The sequence below is a fragment of the Arcanobacterium sp. (ex Cirak et al. 2026) genome (genome assembly GCF_053585065.1).
The window spans coordinates 73,885-93,178 of record NZ_JBQJCE010000005.1; the positions used below are offsets into that span (position 1 = coordinate 73,885).

General features: G+C 53.6%; 20 protein-coding genes and 3 tRNA genes. 15 read left to right on the plus strand and 8 right to left on the minus strand.

Going from position 1 to position 19,294, the window contains the following annotated elements:
* Positions 1–706: 706 nt before the first annotated feature.
* Positions 707–2,893 carry a 4-alpha-glucanotransferase gene (gene malQ, locus ACTOVJ_RS04030; RefSeq protein WP_449502485.1) on the minus strand — a complete coding sequence of 729 codons (2,187 nt, stop codon included), beginning with the start codon at positions 2,891–2,893 and terminating at the stop codon, positions 707–709.
* Between the two features lie 98 nt (positions 2,894–2,991).
* Between malQ and ACTOVJ_RS04035 the strand changes: the two genes are divergently transcribed.
* Positions 2,992–3,888, plus strand: coding sequence for an acyl-CoA thioesterase (locus tag ACTOVJ_RS04035; protein WP_449502486.1), 897 nt, complete (start codon positions 2,992–2,994; stop codon positions 3,886–3,888).
* A gap of 78 nt (positions 3,889–3,966) precedes the next feature.
* On the opposite strand, the gene ettA is transcribed toward ACTOVJ_RS04035, so the two are convergent.
* From ettA to ACTOVJ_RS04055, 4 genes are all read right to left on the minus strand, one after another.
* A complete protein-coding gene (gene ettA / locus ACTOVJ_RS04040) occupies positions 3,967–5,649 on the minus strand; it encodes an energy-dependent translational throttle protein EttA (protein WP_449504634.1) in 1,683 nt (560 codons plus the stop codon).
* Between the two features lie 161 nt (positions 5,650–5,810).
* Entirely contained in the window at positions 5,811–6,362 is a 552-nt protein-coding gene (locus tag ACTOVJ_RS04045; RefSeq protein ID WP_449503580.1) for a single-stranded DNA-binding protein, read from the minus strand.
* Between the two features lie 117 nt (positions 6,363–6,479).
* Positions 6,480–7,928 (minus strand): GTPase, encoded by a 1,449-nt coding sequence (locus ACTOVJ_RS04050; protein ID WP_449504438.1) that lies wholly within the window; start codon positions 7,926–7,928, stop codon positions 6,480–6,482.
* Positions 7,928–9,490 (minus strand): GTPase, encoded by a 1,563-nt coding sequence (locus tag ACTOVJ_RS04055; protein ID WP_449503582.1) that lies wholly within the window; start codon positions 9,488–9,490, stop codon positions 7,928–7,930. The genes ACTOVJ_RS04050 and ACTOVJ_RS04055 overlap by 1 nt, the downstream gene beginning before the upstream one ends.
* Before the next feature lie 138 nt (positions 9,491–9,628).
* Here ACTOVJ_RS04055 and ACTOVJ_RS04060 point away from each other — a divergent pair.
* Positions 9,629–9,701, plus strand: a tRNA-Arg gene (locus ACTOVJ_RS04060).
* 15 nt (positions 9,702–9,716) lie between these two features.
* Positions 9,717–10,376, plus strand: coding sequence for an oligoribonuclease (gene orn / locus ACTOVJ_RS04065; RefSeq protein WP_449502491.1), 660 nt, complete (start codon positions 9,717–9,719; stop codon positions 10,374–10,376).
* 123 nt (positions 10,377–10,499) lie between these two features.
* On the opposite strand, the gene ACTOVJ_RS04070 is transcribed toward orn, so the two are convergent.
* Positions 10,500–10,575 (minus strand) — tRNA-His (locus ACTOVJ_RS04070).
* Positions 10,576–10,684: 109 nt separating this feature from the next.
* On the minus strand, positions 10,685–11,617 hold the full coding sequence (locus tag ACTOVJ_RS04075; RefSeq protein WP_449504439.1) for an ATP-grasp domain-containing protein: 933 nt from the start codon (positions 11,615–11,617) through the stop codon (positions 10,685–10,687).
* 196 nt (positions 11,618–11,813) lie between these two features.
* Here ACTOVJ_RS04075 and ACTOVJ_RS04080 point away from each other — a divergent pair.
* Positions 11,814–11,886: transfer RNA gene (locus ACTOVJ_RS04080), tRNA-Lys, on the plus strand.
* Here the strand turns inward: ACTOVJ_RS04080 and ACTOVJ_RS04085 are convergent.
* The gene (locus ACTOVJ_RS04085) at positions 11,848–12,150 is read right to left on the minus strand and encodes a helix-turn-helix domain-containing protein (protein ID WP_449504635.1); all 303 of its coding nucleotides are present in this window, start codon (positions 12,148–12,150) and stop codon (positions 11,848–11,850) included. The genes ACTOVJ_RS04080 and ACTOVJ_RS04085 overlap by 39 nt on opposite strands.
* Positions 12,151–12,280: 130 nt before the next feature.
* On the opposite strand from ACTOVJ_RS04085, the gene ACTOVJ_RS04090 reads away from it, so the two are divergent.
* The 11 genes from ACTOVJ_RS04090 to ACTOVJ_RS04140 all read left to right on the plus strand — a co-directional run bounded on the left by ACTOVJ_RS04090 (position 12,281) and on the right by ACTOVJ_RS04140 (position 19,285).
* The gene (locus ACTOVJ_RS04090; protein WP_449503821.1) at positions 12,281–12,520 is read left to right on the plus strand and encodes a hypothetical protein; all 240 of its coding nucleotides are present in this window, start codon (positions 12,281–12,283) and stop codon (positions 12,518–12,520) included.
* The gene (locus ACTOVJ_RS04095) at positions 12,517–12,687 is read left to right on the plus strand and encodes a hypothetical protein (protein WP_449503822.1); all 171 of its coding nucleotides are present in this window, start codon (positions 12,517–12,519) and stop codon (positions 12,685–12,687) included. The genes ACTOVJ_RS04090 and ACTOVJ_RS04095 overlap by 4 nt, the downstream gene beginning before the upstream one ends.
* A complete protein-coding gene (locus ACTOVJ_RS04100; protein ID WP_449503823.1) occupies positions 12,680–13,408 on the plus strand; it encodes a hypothetical protein in 729 nt (242 codons plus the stop codon). Before ACTOVJ_RS04095 ends, ACTOVJ_RS04100 begins: the two co-directional genes overlap by 8 nt.
* Positions 13,405–13,644, plus strand: a complete 240-nt coding sequence (locus ACTOVJ_RS04105) for a hypothetical protein (protein WP_449503824.1) — start codon at positions 13,405–13,407, stop codon at positions 13,642–13,644. The genes ACTOVJ_RS04100 and ACTOVJ_RS04105 overlap by 4 nt, the downstream gene beginning before the upstream one ends.
* Positions 13,641–13,925: an HNH endonuclease gene (locus ACTOVJ_RS04110; protein ID WP_449503825.1), complete on the plus strand. Its 285-nt coding sequence runs from the start codon at positions 13,641–13,643 to the stop codon at positions 13,923–13,925. The genes ACTOVJ_RS04105 and ACTOVJ_RS04110 overlap by 4 nt, the downstream gene beginning before the upstream one ends.
* 125 nt (positions 13,926–14,050) lie before the next feature.
* Positions 14,051–14,386, plus strand: a complete 336-nt coding sequence (locus ACTOVJ_RS04115; RefSeq protein ID WP_449503826.1) for a hypothetical protein — start codon at positions 14,051–14,053, stop codon at positions 14,384–14,386.
* Positions 14,383–15,822, plus strand: coding sequence for a terminase (locus ACTOVJ_RS04120; protein WP_449503827.1), 1,440 nt, complete (start codon positions 14,383–14,385; stop codon positions 15,820–15,822). The genes ACTOVJ_RS04115 and ACTOVJ_RS04120 overlap by 4 nt, the downstream gene beginning before the upstream one ends.
* A gap of 74 nt (positions 15,823–15,896) precedes the next feature.
* Positions 15,897–17,024, plus strand: coding sequence for a phage portal protein (locus ACTOVJ_RS04125; protein WP_449503828.1), 1,128 nt, complete (start codon positions 15,897–15,899; stop codon positions 17,022–17,024).
* Complete coding sequence (locus tag ACTOVJ_RS04130) at positions 17,005–18,564, plus strand: HK97 family phage prohead protease (protein WP_449503829.1); 1,560 nt, start codon at positions 17,005–17,007, stop codon at positions 18,562–18,564. Before ACTOVJ_RS04125 ends, ACTOVJ_RS04130 begins: the two co-directional genes overlap by 20 nt.
* An 80-nt stretch (positions 18,565–18,644) precedes the next feature.
* Positions 18,645–18,911: a hypothetical protein gene (locus ACTOVJ_RS04135; protein WP_449503830.1), complete on the plus strand. Its 267-nt coding sequence runs from the start codon at positions 18,645–18,647 to the stop codon at positions 18,909–18,911.
* On the plus strand, positions 18,908–19,285 hold the full coding sequence (locus tag ACTOVJ_RS04140) for a hypothetical protein (RefSeq protein ID WP_449503831.1): 378 nt from the start codon (positions 18,908–18,910) through the stop codon (positions 19,283–19,285). The genes ACTOVJ_RS04135 and ACTOVJ_RS04140 overlap by 4 nt, the downstream gene beginning before the upstream one ends.
* Positions 19,286–19,294 lie beyond the last annotated feature (9 nt).

Genomic DNA, 19,294 nt, shown 5'->3' on the forward strand with positions numbered 1-19,294 from the left:
CAAGTTACGTGCTCAAGCCTGAGTCATCAAGCGACGTGATCTGTTGAGGTCGGGGTGTGTGGCGAAGTTCCACACCCCCCGACCCCATTTATTCGTCTACAGGAAAACAGATTCGCATGATTTCTCAACGATCATGACAATCAAATTTTTCTTACTTCTAGCTCAGTGAATACCGTGTACTTTCATTGGATTAAAAAATCGAGGCGGGGAGTCTCACCACTCCCCGCCTCATGACACTCAACCGTGCGTACACGTGCGTGCCCGCCGGGTTTCCCCGGGCGATTGTCATCGGCGGAGGCTGAGCCTACAACGCTTCTGACACATTGGCAACTCCCCAACTCACCACTAGGAGCACCAACGCAATGATTGTAGCACATGCTTTTTGCCTTGCCTAGCAAAATCTCACAAGAAATTAAGCAAATTGTCATTTAAATTCCCTGCACATATGCGGATCTACTGTCAGTGTCAGCTAAAAACACAGGAGCAAAAGCCCCTCCACCATACCTTGTGCTACTCGCTAAATAGTTGATTACCTCATCAAATAGTGAACAAATTTTTCTGACACATCCGCGAGGCTCTCCATATTTGATGATTGGCAGCCCAAGCGATCGATCTTTTCACACAGAACATGCTGGTAAATAATGGTAAACAAGAGAATCAAAATGGAGCGCCCAAGGCAAACCTTGGGCGCTCCATTTTGATTCCTTCAGTGACGCTTCGCTTCTTCCTCAGCCATCGCTGCATTCAACGTCGACACAAGGGATTGCAATCGCGGATTCGTGGGCAGTTCCTCGGTCAATACGACTTCCTCAGTCCCGTCGGCAAGCGGAATGCACCAGTTCGGGTACTCGTTGAATGTTCCCGGCTGGTTCTGAGCGCGACGTTCGCCAACGGCGTCGACGAGGGAGACGCAGACAAACGGAGCTGGAGTGCGCGCCACATAAACATGCAACGCCTCAACAATCTCGCGTTCGGAAGGTTCCTCACCCACCAAGCCATATTCACGCAGACGGTGAAGAACCTGCTCCTTCTCAAGTTCTGCGTCGGCTCGCACTTTCTCCACTGGTTCAACCAGAAGCCCTAAACGCTCACGCAGATCGACATGCTCACCGGCAAGGTAACCTGCGGCAGGCGGAAGATCGTGAGTGTCAACCGAGGCGAGAACATCACTGCGGTAGTTTTCAGGCGGAAGTGGCATTCCATCAGCACTCTTTTCGAACCAGAACACTGAGGTGCCAAAAATTCCACGTTCCTTGAGATAATCACGGGTCCACGGCTCAACAGTACCGAGATCTTCACCCACCACGGTTGCTCCCGCACGTTGAGCTTCGAGGAGGAGAACTCCCACCATTGCCTCATGGTTGAAGTAAACGTAAGTTCCTTTTGCAGCAGATGCGCCAACGGGGATCCACCACAGTCGGAACAAACCAGCAACGTGATCGACCCGAATCATGCCAGCGTGGCGAAGGACGGTGCGCGCCATATCTCGAAGCGGCGAGTATGCCATCTTCTCCAGAGCATCGGGACGCCACGGCGGCTGCGACCAATTCTGTCCTTGCTGGTTGTACATGTCCGCTGGAGCACCAACTTCAACTCCATTGGCAAATGCTTCAGGGATCGTCCACCGATCAGAACCCGCCGAATGCACACCCACAGCGAGATCGTGTGCGATACCAAAGCGCATCCCCGAACGCGTCGCCAAGTTTTGGGCTGCTTCGAGTTGAGAATCCATCACCCACTGCAACCACATCCAGAACTGCACGCGCTCAGCGAGCTCGCGGCGTTCACGTGCAACATACGGCGATTTAATATCACGTAATTCGTTGGGGAAGGCTCCCTCGTACTTTTCAACAATGGCACACCACAATGCGAAATCTGCCAGACCTTGGCCTTCAAGTTCGCAATAGCGTTCAAACTCACGCTGGCGCGACTGCGAACGCCCGGCCGCAAAAATTACTTCAAGAGCTTTACGCTTAGCACTCCAGGAAGCATTGCGATCAATATGCTCATTTTTCAGCGACGACTTTTTTACGTCCTCCCCTGCCCACGCAACGAGCGACCGGTCAGGCCCCGAAAGGTAGGCAACCTCAAGGATATCCTCGGGACGAATGTACATCGGGTTGAAGAATCGACGGGTGGTTGGAAGATAGGGGGAATTCTCGAGTGGTTCGATTGGTTCAGCGGCATGTAGCGGATTCACCAGCAGGTAGTCTGCGCCCATTGCCCCGAATGTCGAAGCCATCTCTGCAAGGTCACGAGTATCGCCCAAACCCCATGACGCCTTTGAACGCACGGAGTACAGCTGTGCCATCATTCCCCACGAGCGGCGCTCATCAAGAGCGGAATTATCGAGGCGTGCTGGCGTCACGATGAGTGGAGCGGAGTCGTGGCGAATTTCGGAATCAGCGAATGACACTTCCGCGTGAAGCGTGTGATAGCCGGTGGGCGTTCCTGCGGGAACAAGGAAACGCGCCTGACCAATCATGTGACCATCGATATTTCGTGCTGGAGTAAAATCCTCGACCTGTGGCAGAGTGATGGTTGAACCGTCTTCGAGGTATGCCTCAAGTTTGACTGCCCACCCATCTGGAACGTGAACGAACACCGAGTAATCTTGATCATCGCGAGCTACCGTACAGGTGGGAAGGATCTGTCGCCAAGGAGCCTCGTCCTTATTCTTCAACGCAGCATCAGCAGCTGCATCTGACGAGGTATCGACCCCCATCGCAGCCAACACAGCAGCGAGGGTCTCATCCTCAACCTGGGTAAGATTTCCGTCAAAATCCCAGTATTCTGTGGCGACACGATACGCGTTCGCCAATGAAATTAATTTCTCGCGAGAGGCCATATTGACTCCTAATTGTGGAACTTCACTGATCCTTGCCTTAATCATGCCAAGAATTGCAAAATCTTGCAGTATCGAAGACAGTTTTCTTGAGATTCGTCCACACAAATTTGACGCTAGTGTTAACGATGACGATTGGAGAGAATATGGCTACCTTTATCCCAATGCCGACGACCACTGCTGAGCCCCTTGGCTCAGTGCTGCGAACCCTTCGCCTGCGTCAGAATTCTTTTCGTTCTTTTGAAGGGACGAATTTACATCAGGTCACTGGCAGAGTCTACGGTGGGCAAGTTTTTGCGCAAGCTGTTGTGGCTGCACAAGCAACCCTCAAACCCGCGGAATCTGGCCGACAAATCCACTCGATGACAGCTGCTTTCCTACGCCCCGGAGTTTTAGAAGAGCCTATCCAGTTTGACGTGGCAGAAATCCTCGACGGACGATCATTCTCCACGCGTATTATTCAGGCGTCACAATTCGGGAAAACGATTTTCAACGCGCGTGCATCATTCCAGGAAGTTCAGCCTGGAGTTGAGTATGAATCGCCGACGCCGGTGGCTCCAGATCCTGAACGGCTCGGCTCGTCGACTGATTTCTTTGCAAACCTTGACCTTCCGATTGCACGAACCTTCAATTCAACAAATGCTGTCGATATCCGTCATGTTCAACAGCCCTTATGGCTACGTTCTGCACCACAGACCTCAGAACCGAACCTCATCTGGTTCCGGCTCCGATCGCCGATGCCACAAGCTTCTCAAACACTTCAGCGAGCGCTTCTAGCCTACGCCACTGATCAGTTCATGCTCGAACCTATCATGCGGATGCACTCAATGTTCTGGTTAGATCCGGCGCTGTCTTTGGCAACTCTCGATCACCAGATTTGGTGGCACCGTGAGGTCGACATGTCCGATTGGATACTAGCTGAGCTCACGTCACCTTCCGCCCAAGGCGGGCGCGGCTTGACAATCGCCAAGTTCTTCCAGCATAAGCATCATGTGGCAACGATGACTCAAGAGGGCATGGTTCGCCATAAATCACGAAGATGATGTGGGGGGGGTGAAGAATGGCGAGAATTTATTCTCGCCATTCTTCACCCCCCACATGTGAGAGCCATTCGCTGTGCGTTAGTCGCGAGTAAGCTTTCGGTAGACTTGAGCTCCAGCACGGTTCGCATCCGGGCCAAGGCGTTCAGCCTTATTCTTCTCGTATGACTCGAAGTTTCCTTCGAACCAGTACCACGCAGCAGGATTCTCTTCGGTACCTTCCCATGCAAGAATATGGGTGGCAACGCGATCAAGGAACCAACGATCGTGCGTGATGACCACGGAACAACCTGCAAAGTTCAGCAACGCATTCTCGAGTGAACCAAGAGTTTCAACGTCGAGGTCGTTCGTCGGTTCGTCCAGCAGGATCAAGTTTCCGCCCTGCTTGAGAGTCAGGGCTAAGTTGAGACGGTTACGTTCTCCACCCGAAAGGATGCCTGCTTTCTTTTGCTGATCAGCACCCTTGAAACCGAACGCCGAAACATAAGCCCGTGAAGGCATTTCGACGTTACCGACTTGGATGTAGTCAAGACCGTCAGAAACAACTTCCCACAAGGACTTTTCAGGGTCGATTCCTGCGCGATTCTGATCCACGTAGGACAGCTGAACTGTTTCACCGATCTTGAGATTACCTGCATCGAGTGGTTCGATTCCAACGATTGTCTTGAACAAGGTCGACTTTCCAACACCGTTAGGGCCGATGATGCCCACGATGCCATTTCGCGGTAGCGAGAATGACAGATCCTTGATCAGAGTACGTCCATCGAAACCCTTTTCTAGATCGGTTGCTTCAAGGACGACGTTACCCAAACGCGGCCCCGGCGGAATCTGGATTTCTTCGAAATCGAGCTTCCGCTGGGATTCAGCTTCGGCGGCCATCTCTTCGTATCGAGCCAATCGAGCCTTGGACTTTGCCTGGCGCCCCTTTGCACTCTGACGGACCCATTCAAGTTCGTCCTTGAGCCGCTTCTTGAGCTTTGCATCCTTCTTCCCTTGGACTTCCAGACGTGCAGCCTTGGTATCGAGATAAGTCGAGTAGTTACCCTCATAGGGGTAAAGATGTCCGCGATCAACTTCGGCGATCCACTGCGCCACATGATCGAGGAAATAACGATCGTGGGTTACGGCGATCACTGCGCCGGGGTACTTTTGAAGATGCTGTTCGAGCCACAGCACAGACTCTGCATCCAAGTGGTTCGTTGGCTCGTCAAGCAACAACAGATCTGGCGCTTCAAGAAGTAACTTGCACAACGCAACGCGACGGCGCTCACCACCGGAAAGAACATTCACCGGCATGTCACCCGGCGGACAACGTAATGCATCCATCGCCTGCTGGAGCTGCGAATCAAGATCCCATGCATTCGCAGCATCGATCTCGTTTTGGAGCTTACCCATTTCTTCCATTAACGCATCGAAATCAGCATCCGGTTCACCCATTTCAATACCGATCTGGTTGAAACGCTGCACCTTCTGGAACATCTCACCCATGCCTTCCTGGACATTCTCCAGGACGGTCTTTCCTTCATTCAGCGGCGGTTCCTGCAGGAGGATACCCACGGTATAACCAGGCGACAGACGAGCTTCACCGTTAGACGGTTCATCAAGCCCAGCCATGATCTTTAAGATCGTTGACTTTCCAGCACCATTAGGACCCACCATGCCGATCTTGGCACCTGGGAAAAACGACATCGAGACGTCGTCAAGAATCACCTTGTCGCCCACTACCTTGCGGGCGCGGCTCATCGTGTAAATAAATTCAGCCACTTTTCTCCACTCATCGTTTCGCGGAATACTCTCGCTTCTCACACTAGCGAAAAATCACAGCTTATCCCAGCTCGAAACCGCGAATTCTTGGGAGATTCTGGCCACGTGAACTCTGGTGATTCGCGTGTGGGAGTGGCTAGCAACGCTACTCCCACAGTCTGTTAAACCTGCGCAAGATTTCCAGCGAAATCTTTATCCTTGCCATGTACACCCGAGGACTCTTGTTGGCAAAGTTCACTATCTCCTGGGTGTTCGCTATCACTACCTTCGAGGCGCCCCTCACCCCGATCACTCGGTTCTCCGTCAACCGCAGGGAGGGGATCTCGCCGACGCTTGATTAAATGCCCTGTCCCCGAGTTGAGGTCAAGCCCGACGCCGTCTGCAATAATCACGTTCTCCTGGCGAGGATTACCCTCATTATCCGTGTATTGCCGAATATTCAAACGCCCCCGAACCATCAATGCACTTCCCCGGCGAACCGATTCAGCAACATTTTGTGCGAGCGTCCCATAAGTTCTCACGGTATACCACGATGTTATTCCATTTCGGAATTCCTTCGAGGCCGACGAATAGTACGAGGGTGTCACACCGATACGAAATACAGTGCACTGCCGTTCGTACCCTTCCCCTGATTCGGGATCAACCGCATTAGTGAATACTTGAGGATCAGCAGCAGCGAAACCTCGAATTGCCACGATAGTGTCGTTAGACATTGTCTCTCCTTTATCTCTTGGTGGATACCACAAGTGTGGATTTTCAGAGCGAGAGAAAACTCAAGTGCCGCCTCTTCTGTGGAAAAAGGCGGCACTTGTGCAACGTGTGGAAAACTCTTATCCTCGCAAGGAGAAACTCAGAGCTTCGCGCGTATCCCGATGACGTTGAATAAGGGTATCTGCACCATTAACAAGGTTTTCGCGCGTAACGTCGACAATTGCCTGATGCACCTCATTTTCATAATGCTCCGCAGCCACACGAGCATGGTGCGCTAAACGTCGCTTCGCGCACCACCAACAGACCACAAAAATAACGATGCCCACTAACGCCGTCACAGTTCGGGAAACAGTGTCGTCGAAAGGAATGCCGCGAGCCGCAACCGCGATTCCGGCAATAGCGCATAATACCCCAAAAGCAATGAGAATGAGCGAGGGAACCCGACTGATTGACGGTAACGGCACCGAACGCAATGCCCCACCAATTGCGCGACGTAGCCTCTCGGGGCTCGCTACCTGAGCACTCACAGCTTCTTGCCACGCTATGGGCAGTCCCTCACGAACGTGCGCCAACCAAGTATCGCGAATCGCAGCCACCATGGTGTTTGACGGCTGTTCCGGAACGACCAACGCGGAATCAGTCAGACCCTTGGCATCACGGATAGATTCAACGACGGCACCCACACCCGATGCACGAACGATCCGATCCGAGATCGATTCGATGGCTTCCATTTCCAGGCTCGGTTCTGATTCACCCAAATTCGAACGAAGGCGCAAAGCAATCGCATCAAGTTCTGCCGACGCCGTTCTCGCAGAAACCGAATCCGCTGCAACAGCTACTTCCAACCGCTGTCGAATGTCATCAACACCCTGCCCATGCAAGCCAGACGCCGTCAGCACGGGAACGTCTGGAAGACCATCACGTTCAAGTAATGCCTTGACATCGGCAACGAGCGCGGCTTTACCCGACTCCGGAACAGTATCAATCTGGTTCAGTACAACGATCATTGAGTCAGCACGCGCCGTCAATGCGGACAGATACCCGCGATGAAGCACTTCGTCCGCGTATTTCTGCGGATCCAGAACCCAAATTAGCAAATCAACCATGGGAACAAGTCGCTCAACGAGCACGGAATGGCCAATCGCAACTGAATCATGGTCTGGAAGATCAAGAAGCACCAGTCCATCAAGACGATCCGTACCTGCCGTGAGGATCGACCCATGATCGATGCGTCGATCCTCGCTCACTTCGAGGTAATCGAGAAGCACGTGTGAGTCTGCGTTCCATGTGCACGCAGCCGCACGCTCCGTAGTCGGCCGGAGTTCGCCGGCATCGGCAAAATCCAGGCCAGTGATCGCATTGAACATCGTTGATTTACCCGAACCAGTTCCCCCAACGAGTGCAGCAACCGTCAACCCAGCACCAAGTTCCATCCTTTCCTCGGCGCGACGGAGATCGTCTTGTGCGCGAGCTGAAACAAATGGATCGAAGAATTCTCCGCCAGAGTTCACCGCCACCTGTAATCGCCTGAGACGATCACTGAGTTCCGCAACAATTTCTTTACTCATCATGCCCTCTCAACCATATGCTCAACATCCAACAGTTCACTGGCTCGCAACCGGAGTGATCGCGCATCGCCCACCGAAATTTCATCCAACGCGTGGGCGAACGCCTGCCCGACGTCCACGATGGCTTCACGCACATGGAGAGCCAACGACGCACGGGCATGATCAACTTCTTCCACGAGCCCAAGCTCCTCGGCAGCCTTTTGTGCGCCGGTCACTCCGCCTGCGGCGACACCAACAAGCGCCGCGTTACCAATCGCGGACAGCCAGGGGTTATCCCCCGTCACCGACTCGCGCAAATCACGAGACCACGCTGACAGTGTCCGGTCAGCGATCGCCTCAGGATCCACATTTGCCGACGCTGATCGCGCATATTCTTCAAGGTTAGCCATGTCTTCTTGCCAGGCGACCTGCGCATTGGCACGCGCCGCGAGAATACCTTGTAAAAGCGCCACACGAGCCGACGACAGAACCGCATCAAAAATGGCCGCCATGGCATTGTCACGGTCTGTGCGCTTGCGACGCGCAAAAAGCCTTGGCGTACGATGCGCAACGAGCGATGCCAACGGGCCTCCAGTTGAGGCAAGCGAGAGCCACGACGTCGTCGGAGCGCCACGTCCAAAACGTCCATGTTCAATATTCGTTGCCAGTTTTTCGAGAGGAGCAGCGGTCGCTTCCCTCGCCTTATCTTTCAAATCAACGATCGCATTCGACTGCATCTCAACAGCTTCAGCTAATGTGTTGAGATCTAAACGCAACTGCGGAAGAGTCGCAGCCGTAGTGCGATCAACCAGTGTCTGACCCATACGACGTTGTGCAATTGTTTCGAGCCACCCACGGAACTCCGCCACAACATCACTGGGTAACAAGCCTTCGTGAGGCCCTTGGTCAGGGATAACGAACAGAGGTGAATCTTCGAGATGCATCTTCGCCATGCGCTGGGTGAGATCAGCGCGAACAGCAACCAGTGCTCGTTCGGGAACGCGATCCAGGATCACCGCCACCGTAATTCCTCGTTGGCGTGCAGCTTCGAGTGCTGACCACGCCACAGAATCGCCATATCGAGAAGCAGTCGTGACGAAAACCCACAGATCTGCTGAGTCCATCAAACGAGCTGAAAGTTCACGGTTGGATTCGTCAACAGAGTCCAGGTCAGGGGCATCAATGAACGCAATACCTGGGATACCGCCGTCGGCACGCACAAACTTGCCATAATGACCAATGCCATGACGCGTCATCGTCGCAAAATCACTTGGATGAACTGCAATCACTGGTGTGCGTGTCGTTGGACGCAGAACACCCGCCTCGCTCAGTTCCTCACCGAGAACAGAATTGAAGAGAGTCGACTTCCCCGCTCCGGATGACCCTCCAACGACGACGATGGTGGGGACTTGTGAGTGACGCATATGCGGCAAAATTCGTGATTCAAGTTGCGCAAGTAGTTGGCGACGCATGGTGTCCAATTCTCGAGTACCAGGCATGTCCAAAGGTAAAGAAACTCCATTTAGCGCTTCCACAGTACGCTCAACCAGGGCGACAAGATCCGAATTTGATACAGCATTCACAGCCTCTATTATGCTTGAAAATACTCACACTTGCGGGGTCCGACGCGGCTTTTTCGCAGGCAATTTCGCCGTTTTAGTGTTGGCGACTCGCCGCCCAACTTTCAGCTACCGCCTCTCTCCCATTACACTTGCTACTACGCCTCCATAGCTCAACGGATAGAGCAACAGACTTCTAATCTGCAGGTTTCCGGTTCGAATCCGGATGGGGGCACTGACGGCTGGTAAAATGAGTGGCGTGAGTAATTTTCCTGCACAAAACACACCTATTGTTTGGATCGATTGCGAAATGACAGGGCTTGATCTTGAAAAAGACGCTCTGGTGGAAATCGCCGTCGTCGTCACAGATTCCGAGCTCAACCCGCTTGACGAAGGCCTCGACCTCGTCATCAAACCAACTCCCGGCTCTGTCGAGAACATGAACGATTTCGTGCGCAATATGCACACGGTCACTGGACTCATCAACAAGTGGGATGAGGGTCTCGAGATAGCCGATGCCGAAGCCAAAGTAATCGAGTACATCTCTCGTTTCGTTGAAAAAGGCAAGGCTCCGCTGGGCGGCAATTCGGTTGGCACTGATCGCATGTTCCTCTACCGGGACATGCCCACACTGGTCGACTACCTCCACTACCGCATTATCGATGTCTCATCCATCAAGGAACTCGCCAAACGCTGGTTCCCTCGCGCATATTTTGCTGCACCTGAAAAGTCTGGAAATCACCAGGCTCTTGGCGACATCTACGACTCGATCGATGAACTTCGCTACTACCGTGCAGTTTTGATGCCACAGGACGAAGGCCCGACATCTGACGAGGCACGCGACGAAGCGGCAAAGGTTCTTGCAGACCTCACACGTACACGAGCCGAACAGGCTCACAAACGCCACTAACACGTTAACGCCACAAGGGGCGCATATTCAGGTGTGGACTCCTTGTGCGCGTAGCGCGCACTCAGTATGTTCACACGATAAAATCCCGGCATTCACTGAAAAGTGAATGCCGGGATTTTATTCTGGGGTGGCTGACGGGACTTGAACCCGCGACCTCCTGGACCACAACCAGGCGTTCTGCCAGCTGAACTACAGCCACCATGTTTCCCACTGGGAACGAAGAACAACTATATCAGTGGAACCCTTGCGAGCGAAATCGGGGTAAGTGATACACCTCACTTACCCCGATTTCCTCCCAATAACAGGCCTCAGTGATCAAACGCACGAACCTCAATCGCATCAGCAAAGCGATTCAAATGTTCATCGTTCGACCCCAAGTAAAGTGAGCCATCAATAAGCGAGATCTCCATGACGTAGAACTCTTCAGAAGACTCCGGACCACCCTCAACAAGATCAACGCGATTGAACAACAAGATCTCATCGTGACCAGCAAACTTACGCAACTCCGAATGGAGAGCCTGGCGGATCCGCTCACCCCAATGCCAGTACTTTTCAGTTGGCTTCGCAGCCTTCACAACCTCGTCAGCGATCGAGGAATCCATTGCCGCGCGGTAACGCGGATGCAACATTGCCGCTTTCTCTACCTGATGTGATGCCAAACCGTTGAAATAGATCAGCGAGGACTCACCAGAGCTATCAATCTCCGACAAGTAACGCTGAACCATCACAGTGCGACCACGTTCAAGCTCGTATTGCGCATGAAGAATTGCCTCAGCGCGCGACTTCGCATCCGTTGCCGTATAACGGCCAGTTCCACGGCCACCGGAAGAAACTGCCGGCTTCACCACAAAATCACCCCAGGCAGGGAAACGCGAGTGGATCTGCTGCTTCGAGAGCTTCTGCTGCGGCTCAAGCCATACAGTAGGGATCGTTGGCAGACCCGCCTCATGCAGCCCCTTGAGGTAATGCTTATCCAAATTCCATTCCATCGCCCACGGAGAATTAAACACACGCGGCAAGGATTTTGCCCATCCAATGAACCCCTTTGGGTCACGCGCATAGTCACGAGTCGAACGAACAACAACGGTTCCAGCTTCCGCCCAATTCACCGAAGGATCATTCCACACCGCAATACGAGGCTCAAACCCGCGCTCCCGGAGAGCGTCTGGCAAATTTTGATCATCCGAATCAAGATTTGGAAATTCCTCTGCAGTTGCCAGTGTGACGATCGGTCTTGCCACGTTGCCTCCCTTTGTTTTGGCCAATTCGATCCAAGTCTAGCGTTTGTTCACTCCAGTAGCTCTTCATTCCTCGAATCACCCCAGAAAAGTTGATGTGCGTGAGGTCACACCATAAAACAACTAAACGAATTTGCATTCACGAAAAAATCCGCCTAAAGTATTTCTTCGTTGCGAGGTAATCGAAACCAACCAACGAGCACCGCTAGCTCAACTGGCAGAGCATCTGACTCTTAATCAGAGGGTTCAGGGTTCAAGTCCCTGGCGGTGTACCGATCAGGAACGGCGGTCAACTTCGGTTGGCCACTGTTTCGCTTTAGAAGCTCGAACGGCTCAATGTGGAGCACGTTTGCGACCGCTTCAATATCGTCAATAGTCCAACGGCGACGCTCATTCCATTTAAGGGCAATACCACCGGTTGTCATTCCAAGCGCCTTAGCCAAGTCCGCTTGCTTGATAAGCCTACGTGCAGATTCAGCGCGGATATTCTCAGCTACCACGCTATGTAAATTCCGTCCCAATACATTCACACTCATAAAACAGACTGTAACACATATAGACAAAATGTCTATATGTCTGCGCAAACATCAAGGAAATACGCGCGCTTTGTCGGCTTTACTTACAAAATGACTTGCATGTATTACTTACACGCTGTAAGTTAGCGGCATGGATGGTTACACACTATTGATTCAGCGCTCAATCAAGGCGCACATGGCTTACACGGGCGAAACGGCGGACGATATGGCCGCGGTTATTCACGTTCAGCGCGGAACGTTCTACGCAAAGCTCGCAGGGATTCGCAATTGGACTATTCGAGACCTCAACGCGTTGGCGGCTCACGGCGTCTCGCTCCCTCCCTTCGGCGCTCAGTACCGAACCGACATAAAGAAAGTTGGCAAGAAGTGAAAATCAATTGGTGGCAGGTTGTGAACATCGTTGTTCTCGTTTGCATGTTCTTCCTCGTGACATTTTCGCCGCTGTGGGAAGTTCGCGGACTAGCCGCGCTCATTCTCGTTCAAATGTCCGTTATCGTCACGATTAACTCGAAAATGCTGGACTTCGACAATGAGTAGCACAACGCCTTCGGCTTACTGGCCAACACCGGCCCTCATTCGGTCACTTTCACGCGCCGGGTGGGGGCCACTCGGTGAGGGAAGAAAATATCAGGCGGTGCGAACCGTGCTGAGAGCGCTCTCAGACCGCCTACCTGATGGTTCGGCTCAAGGCGCAGTTACCGCGTATCAAATATCGGAATCCACCGGCGGACTCTCTGAGCGCTGGACTCGAAGGTGCCTTGTCTTGCTTGAAGAGCTTGGCATTATCGAGTGGACACGGGGCGGGATTATTGCGGGTTCCCCTGCACCTTCCTTCATTCGCATTATCAAATCGGCACTCGTTGAGCTTATCAATGGTGCCCGCCCCGAAGCTGACGCCCGCGCAGTCGAACGCCGCCGCGCCACTTACCGCCGACTCGCTACCCTGAATCAGAGGGCAACGATCTTCAAACCCGCTAAATCTCGCGGTTCCCTCCATGCGGAACTCAGTGCAAACCTTCGCCCCCCTTACGGGGGAGTCTCGAACGCGGCTCCCCGCGTTCAGGCAGACCTTCACATGAGCAATGAGTATAAGGAAGCCCGCAGCAGGGCTATCAAGCTCCAGCGCTTGCAAGAGCAAGCCCAGCAGGAGCAAAGAGCAAATGCAGTCAAGCATGAGATAGCAAAGACGATCAAGCAGACTGGCGGCGATGTAGCCTCGGCGGCTATCGCCATACTCAAAAGGAAGTTCGCATCATGAGCACAACACTAGAAAAAGCAAGAATGCGTGTAGCGCATTCAATGGGCAGAGGGTACACGAAGCAAGGAGCAAGGATTGCACACTTGCAGTCTTGCCTTATCGGTGCCTATCACACTATTGAGCGGGATATGGCTGGCACTGTCGAGTCGTCACGGATTGAGGACTTCGGAGACATGCTGAGGGACACTATGGCTCAGGTGTGGGAGTCAGTGGCAGAGCTGGAGTTAGCACTGTGAGTAAGTGGCAAGGCGGAAAGAAGATCGCCGCTCTACGGCAGTTAGTCGCTGATCATTACGGCTTCGAGTGCTGGCTATGTCATGAGCTAATCAATCCCGCATTGCGCTACCCAGACCCGCAATCGTTCACGATCGATCACGTTGTACCGCGCAAGCATGGAGGAAGCGATAACATCGCGAATCTTCGCCCGGCGCACCTTCATTGCAACACGTCACGGGGCGCAGCACCACCAAAGCAGGACAGACCAAGAGCAAGGCAGATTGATACTCGGTTTTTTTGAAAGTCTAGGCCGCTCCCAGACGCGCCCCCACCTGAAATTTCCCCCCGAACGCTCAGTAAAACGGGACAAAACAAGAAATAACACACGAACAACGAAAAAAATCTACGAAACGAAAAGAAAAGCTAATGAGTGCTCAACCACTATTTGAGATAGTCCCCGCTGGCAATGAGTCTCACGCAGTTGGCGCTATCGAAGCCGCTGTGATTGACACTCTCGCTAGCCTTCAAGAAGCCGGTATGCTCGTCGGTAAGTACCGTGCTATCGGTGAGACGCTGAAGCATTCCGCGCGCGCCGTTGACCGTGGTCTACAGGCTCAAAAGCTCACCGTGGCCACGACTCAAATGACGAAGCAACTTTTTGAAACACTCGACAAACTACCCGAACCGAAGCTAGAGACGGGCGGCGCGTTTGACTCGCTCGCTGAGGTGATCGAATCGCTCACGAAAGCCGCGCTAGCATGAAGAAGGGACAAGCGAAGTACGCAACCAAGAGGAATCCGTCTAACCCGACTTTGGGCGGCGTCGCTGACGCGGTATCACTCGCAGTACGTGGCCGGGCTTTCATGCCGTGGCAACGACAAGTAGCAGACGTAGCTTGCGAACTTGACCCGACGAACCCAGGCGCTTGGCGATATGAAACAGTAATCGTGACAGTTCCACGTCAGGCCGGGAAATCTGACCTCATGGGCGCGATTCATACCCACCGGCTACTCGCATTCAAAGACCACATAGCGGTCATGACAGCTCAGACCGGCAAGGACGCGGGCAAGCGTTGGAAAAAGATAGTTGACGATGTTCCACCCGTGGACTTGGAAAAGCGGTTCAAAGTGAATCGCGGTAAAGGCTCAGAACTACTACGCTTTAATGCGACCGGCTCGACGCTCGCACCGTTCGCCCCGACCGCTTCAGCAGGTCACGGCGATAGCAATACCCTAGCGTCAGTCGACGAAGCGTGGGCGTTCAGCCAAGCGCAGGGCGAAGAAATCGAAGCCGCGATTAAGCCGACGTTCCTCACGGTGATTAACTCACAATTATGGATTTTCTCGACCCGCGGCACAGGCGCTTCGACATGGCTTAATGACAAAATCGCTTTGGGGCGCGCGGCCGTGAATGACCCAGAATCCAAGATTGCTTATTTTGAGTGGAGCGCGGACGAAGAACTCGCAGACAGTGACCCCTACGGCGACGACACGTTGGCTTTCCACCCGGCTATCGGATACACGCAGACCGCCCGCAAAATCAGAGACCTAGGCGCAGACTCTAGCCTTGGCGATTGGCGACGATCGTACTTGAACTTAGGAACCGACACGGTAGAAACAGCCTACGATTTGGCAGTGTGGGACTCGCTCAGGTGGAATTTCGACCCACAATCAGCACCGAAAGAGCGGCCACGCCCGTCCCGCCCAGAAGATATCGCGATCGCGTGGGATATCGCCCTGGATGGTACTAGTGCGACTATCGCGGCCGGTTGGCTTGACGACGACGGCGACCCAGCTACAGCGATCGCGGCGACCGCGCCCGGTACACAGTGGCTACGCCCAGCACTGCGCAAGCTCGCGGCGAAAGGCTATCGGGCTATCGTGGCCGACGCGTCCGGCCCGAATCAGACCGTGATCCAAGAACTAGAAAACGAAGTACCTACTGAAATTTATTCTTGGGGTGAGTATCAGGCCGCGTGCCAGTCTTTCGCAGACCGGCTAAGGGAAGGCACATTGACCCACGACGGCAATAGCGAAGTAGCCGAAGCGATTAAACACGCGGTGTTGCGTTCAAGCTCGAAAGCGCGCGTAATCGACGCCGCGAAATCAACCGGCCCAGTAGACGCGCTACGCGCTACGGTGCTCGCTCAGCACGCGGCCGCTACACGGCTTAGCGCCCCGGTTATCCAGATTTTCTGACACACCGTTGACTATTTATTACAGTTCGTTGAATTGGCTCGATCCGACCCGTGTAACGGCGCATCATTCTAGCCATGAAGGCATTCGAGAATTTCGCAAAGTCACTTGGAATCTTAACCCGCTCTACCGGGGTTGAGTCTATTCCAGTAGCGGCCGCGCCGCTCGACGTTGCGATAGCGCGGGCGCAAGTATCACGCGACCCTCGGACGCTGGATTCTGTTTATCGTGCCGTGTCAATCCTCGAAGTGGCAGTGCGTCAGCTCACTCTCGACGTGTGGCGCGGGACGGATAAGCTGAACATTGCCCCCGCGATTGTGGCTCAACCATACACCGAAATGAGCCAAGGCGCCTTTCTCGCTGAGACCGTCCAATCTCTCGCACTCAGAGGAAATGCGTACTGGCGCTTACGCAGAAATCGCGGTGGCAATGTTTACAACGTTGAGGTGCTGAATCCTCAAACCGTTGCCGTATCCATCGACAAATTCGGCTCACGTACCTATTCATGGCACGGATCTCAAATCAAGCCCTCCGAGATCATTCACCTTCGACTCAATCACATACCGGGTGAAGCGCTTGGCCTTGGCCCGATTCAAGCGTGCCAAGCACGTATCGAAGGAGCAATAGCGCTTACCCGCTACGCCTCGAATTGGACGAACCAGAGCGGAAGGCCGACCGGAATCCTCTCGACCGATCAGGTTTTGACGCAGCAACAGGCCGCGCAATACAAGGCCGACGCGAACGCTTCAATGACACCGGGGAATGGAATCGCTGTCCTCGGCTCTGGTCTATCGTTCAAGCCGATTTTGCTTAGCCCTTCAGAACTGCAATTCCTCGAAAACCAACAGGCAGATACCATCGCCGTCGCTCGCATGTTCGGAATACCAGCCCGTCTCATGCTGGCATCGCCCGATGGTGGCACACAAACCTACGCGAATTTGGAGCAGGACGAACTCACGTTTTTGCGCTACACGGTCATGGCGTACATTCGCGAAATTGAAGAAGCCTTTGACAAGCTCACCCCTCGCGGGAACACCTGCCGATTCAACCTCGAAGGTTTGCTACGTACCGACACTTCGACGCGCTACGCGGCATATAAGACCGCTATTGAAGCGGGATTTTTAACAGTGTCTGAGGTACGCGCCTCCGAAGGACTCGAACCACTCAATAGCCAAGGAGATCAAATTGGAAACACGGTCAATTAGTTTGACAACACGAGCGGTTGAAGAAACCGCTACCGGCTTCGAGTTCGACGCGCTAGCAGTCCCCTACGACGTGTTTTCCGAAATCGCGCCCGGCTATTTCGAGAAAATCCCACAAGAAGCTATCACACTCGCAGAAACCGGCGTGAAACTCAGGTTAGAACACCTCGAAACTATCGGCCTAGTGATTGATACGCGCTCAGAGTCGGACGGGCTTTATATCACCGGCCGAATCTCGAAAACTGCTTCAGGTATCGACGCGGCGACACTCATTCGAGACGGTGCTATCTCAGGTCTTTCTATCGGATTCAGACAGCTAGCAGACCCAGAGATTACACAGACCGAAGAAACGGTACAGATTATCCAGCGGTCTATCCAGATCGATGAAGTATCGCTCGTTACTTTTCCCGCATATCCGCAAACCGAAATCATTTCAATCAGAAACCGAAAGGAAACACCAATGACTGTTGAAGCACCAGACGCAACCCCGATTGATTCCACAACTTCAGCCGTGATTCAGGGACTCGAATCCGCAGTTGACCGGCTAGAGCGCCAATTCTCGACCCTCACGGATCGACTCACACCACAAACACCTGAGACGGATTTCAATTTCCGATCCTACGGCGAGTTCGTGAAGGCCGTCGTCGGTGATGAAGAACTCGCTCGCCGTTCCTATTCGGGTATCACCACGGCCGACGATAAGACAAATCGCCCGGCTTGGGTTGATCGTGTTGTCGATCGCATGACCGCGAAAATGCGCCTCACTAATCTTTTCACTCATACTTTCGATCTCCCGAAGAATGGAATGAGCATCGAGTTCCCACAGTTTGGTGAGGATTCTATCGTCGTGCAGAAGCAAGGCACTGAAGGCGCTGATCTCCCATTCGGCAAGATCACCCTCACCACGGGTAACGCCCCGGTCAATACCTTCGGCGGCGCGGCCCGCGTCACGCTTCAGCAGATCGAACGTGGCAGCGCACAATACCTCTCCACACTTTTCTCTCGAATGGCTGTCCACTATGCCGCGTCGATTGAAAACGCGACCAAGGAGCTATTCGCCGCCACGGTCACTTCACAGCTTGAAAAGACCAAACTTGATCCGAAGAAGGCCGGAACTGCCCTCACTGTGAATGACCTCATTGCTCTTTTCATTGATGCGGCACAATATTTTGAAGATTCCGACATGCTACTCGAAGGCATCGCGGTATCGCCCGAAATTTTCAAGTATCTTGCGACCCTTGAAGAATCCCCGAAGGCGCTCAAATTCAAGAACGCACCCGATCGCTCTCAGGGAACGATTTCGATCCCATCGCTTTCCGGCTCCTTCGCGACACTCCCGGTCTCGATCGCGCCCGGCAAGGATACGATCGCTTTCTATTCCTCCGATGCCCTCGTGGTTCAAGAAGCGCCCGGCGCACCCTTCCGACTTCAGGATGAAACGGCGCTCAATCTTTCCAAGGACTTCGCGATTTACGGCTACGCCGCGCACTATGTCCCGGATACGGCGGGTATTCTCCCGGTCAAGCTCACCCCGGCGGGCTGAAAATGACACCCGAAACACGCGCTAACCTTTTGGCCACTGTAACGAACGAACTCACGCAGTCCGTTTACTACACAGCGGACATGAGCGAAACCGACACGGCAACGCTAGCTATTTTGGCAGATCAGGCCGTCGAACTGACAACCGGATACGTGGGTAACTCGACAGTGCCCGTGAAGGTGCTCGAATACGCAACCGTGGAAGTAGCACGCGAACTTCACACACGCCGCGGCGCGCCGGGCGGTGTCCTTTCACCTTTCGGTGACGCCGCGCCAGTCCGGCTCGCACGCGACCCACTCAAAGCCGCGTACCCGATACTCGCGCCCTATGTAGGAGGCGGGTTCGCGTGAGCGTCATGCAAGACCGCTCGCAGATCAAGGCCGCTATTGAAGTTGCCTTGCCAGATTTTCGCGTGTTTCGGTGCCCGCCACCGGTCTTGAAAGAGAAAACAGCATTTCTTGAGCTTGAGAACGTCGCCCCGGCATCAACCTACGGGGCATGGGAAATTACATGGACTGTGACTATCATCACGGCGCCGTGGAAGTCTGAAGAGCAAGCAACAGACGAACTTGACAACGCTGTTTACCTCGCAATGACCGGTCTAGTCGAATCCGACGCCGCCATACCCGAATCCGTGGCGCCGTATTTCGCACTCACTGAACAATCTACGGGTGGGACTTACCCAGCCGTCAAAATCACCGCAAAATCACTCATTCAACAATAAGGAGCAATC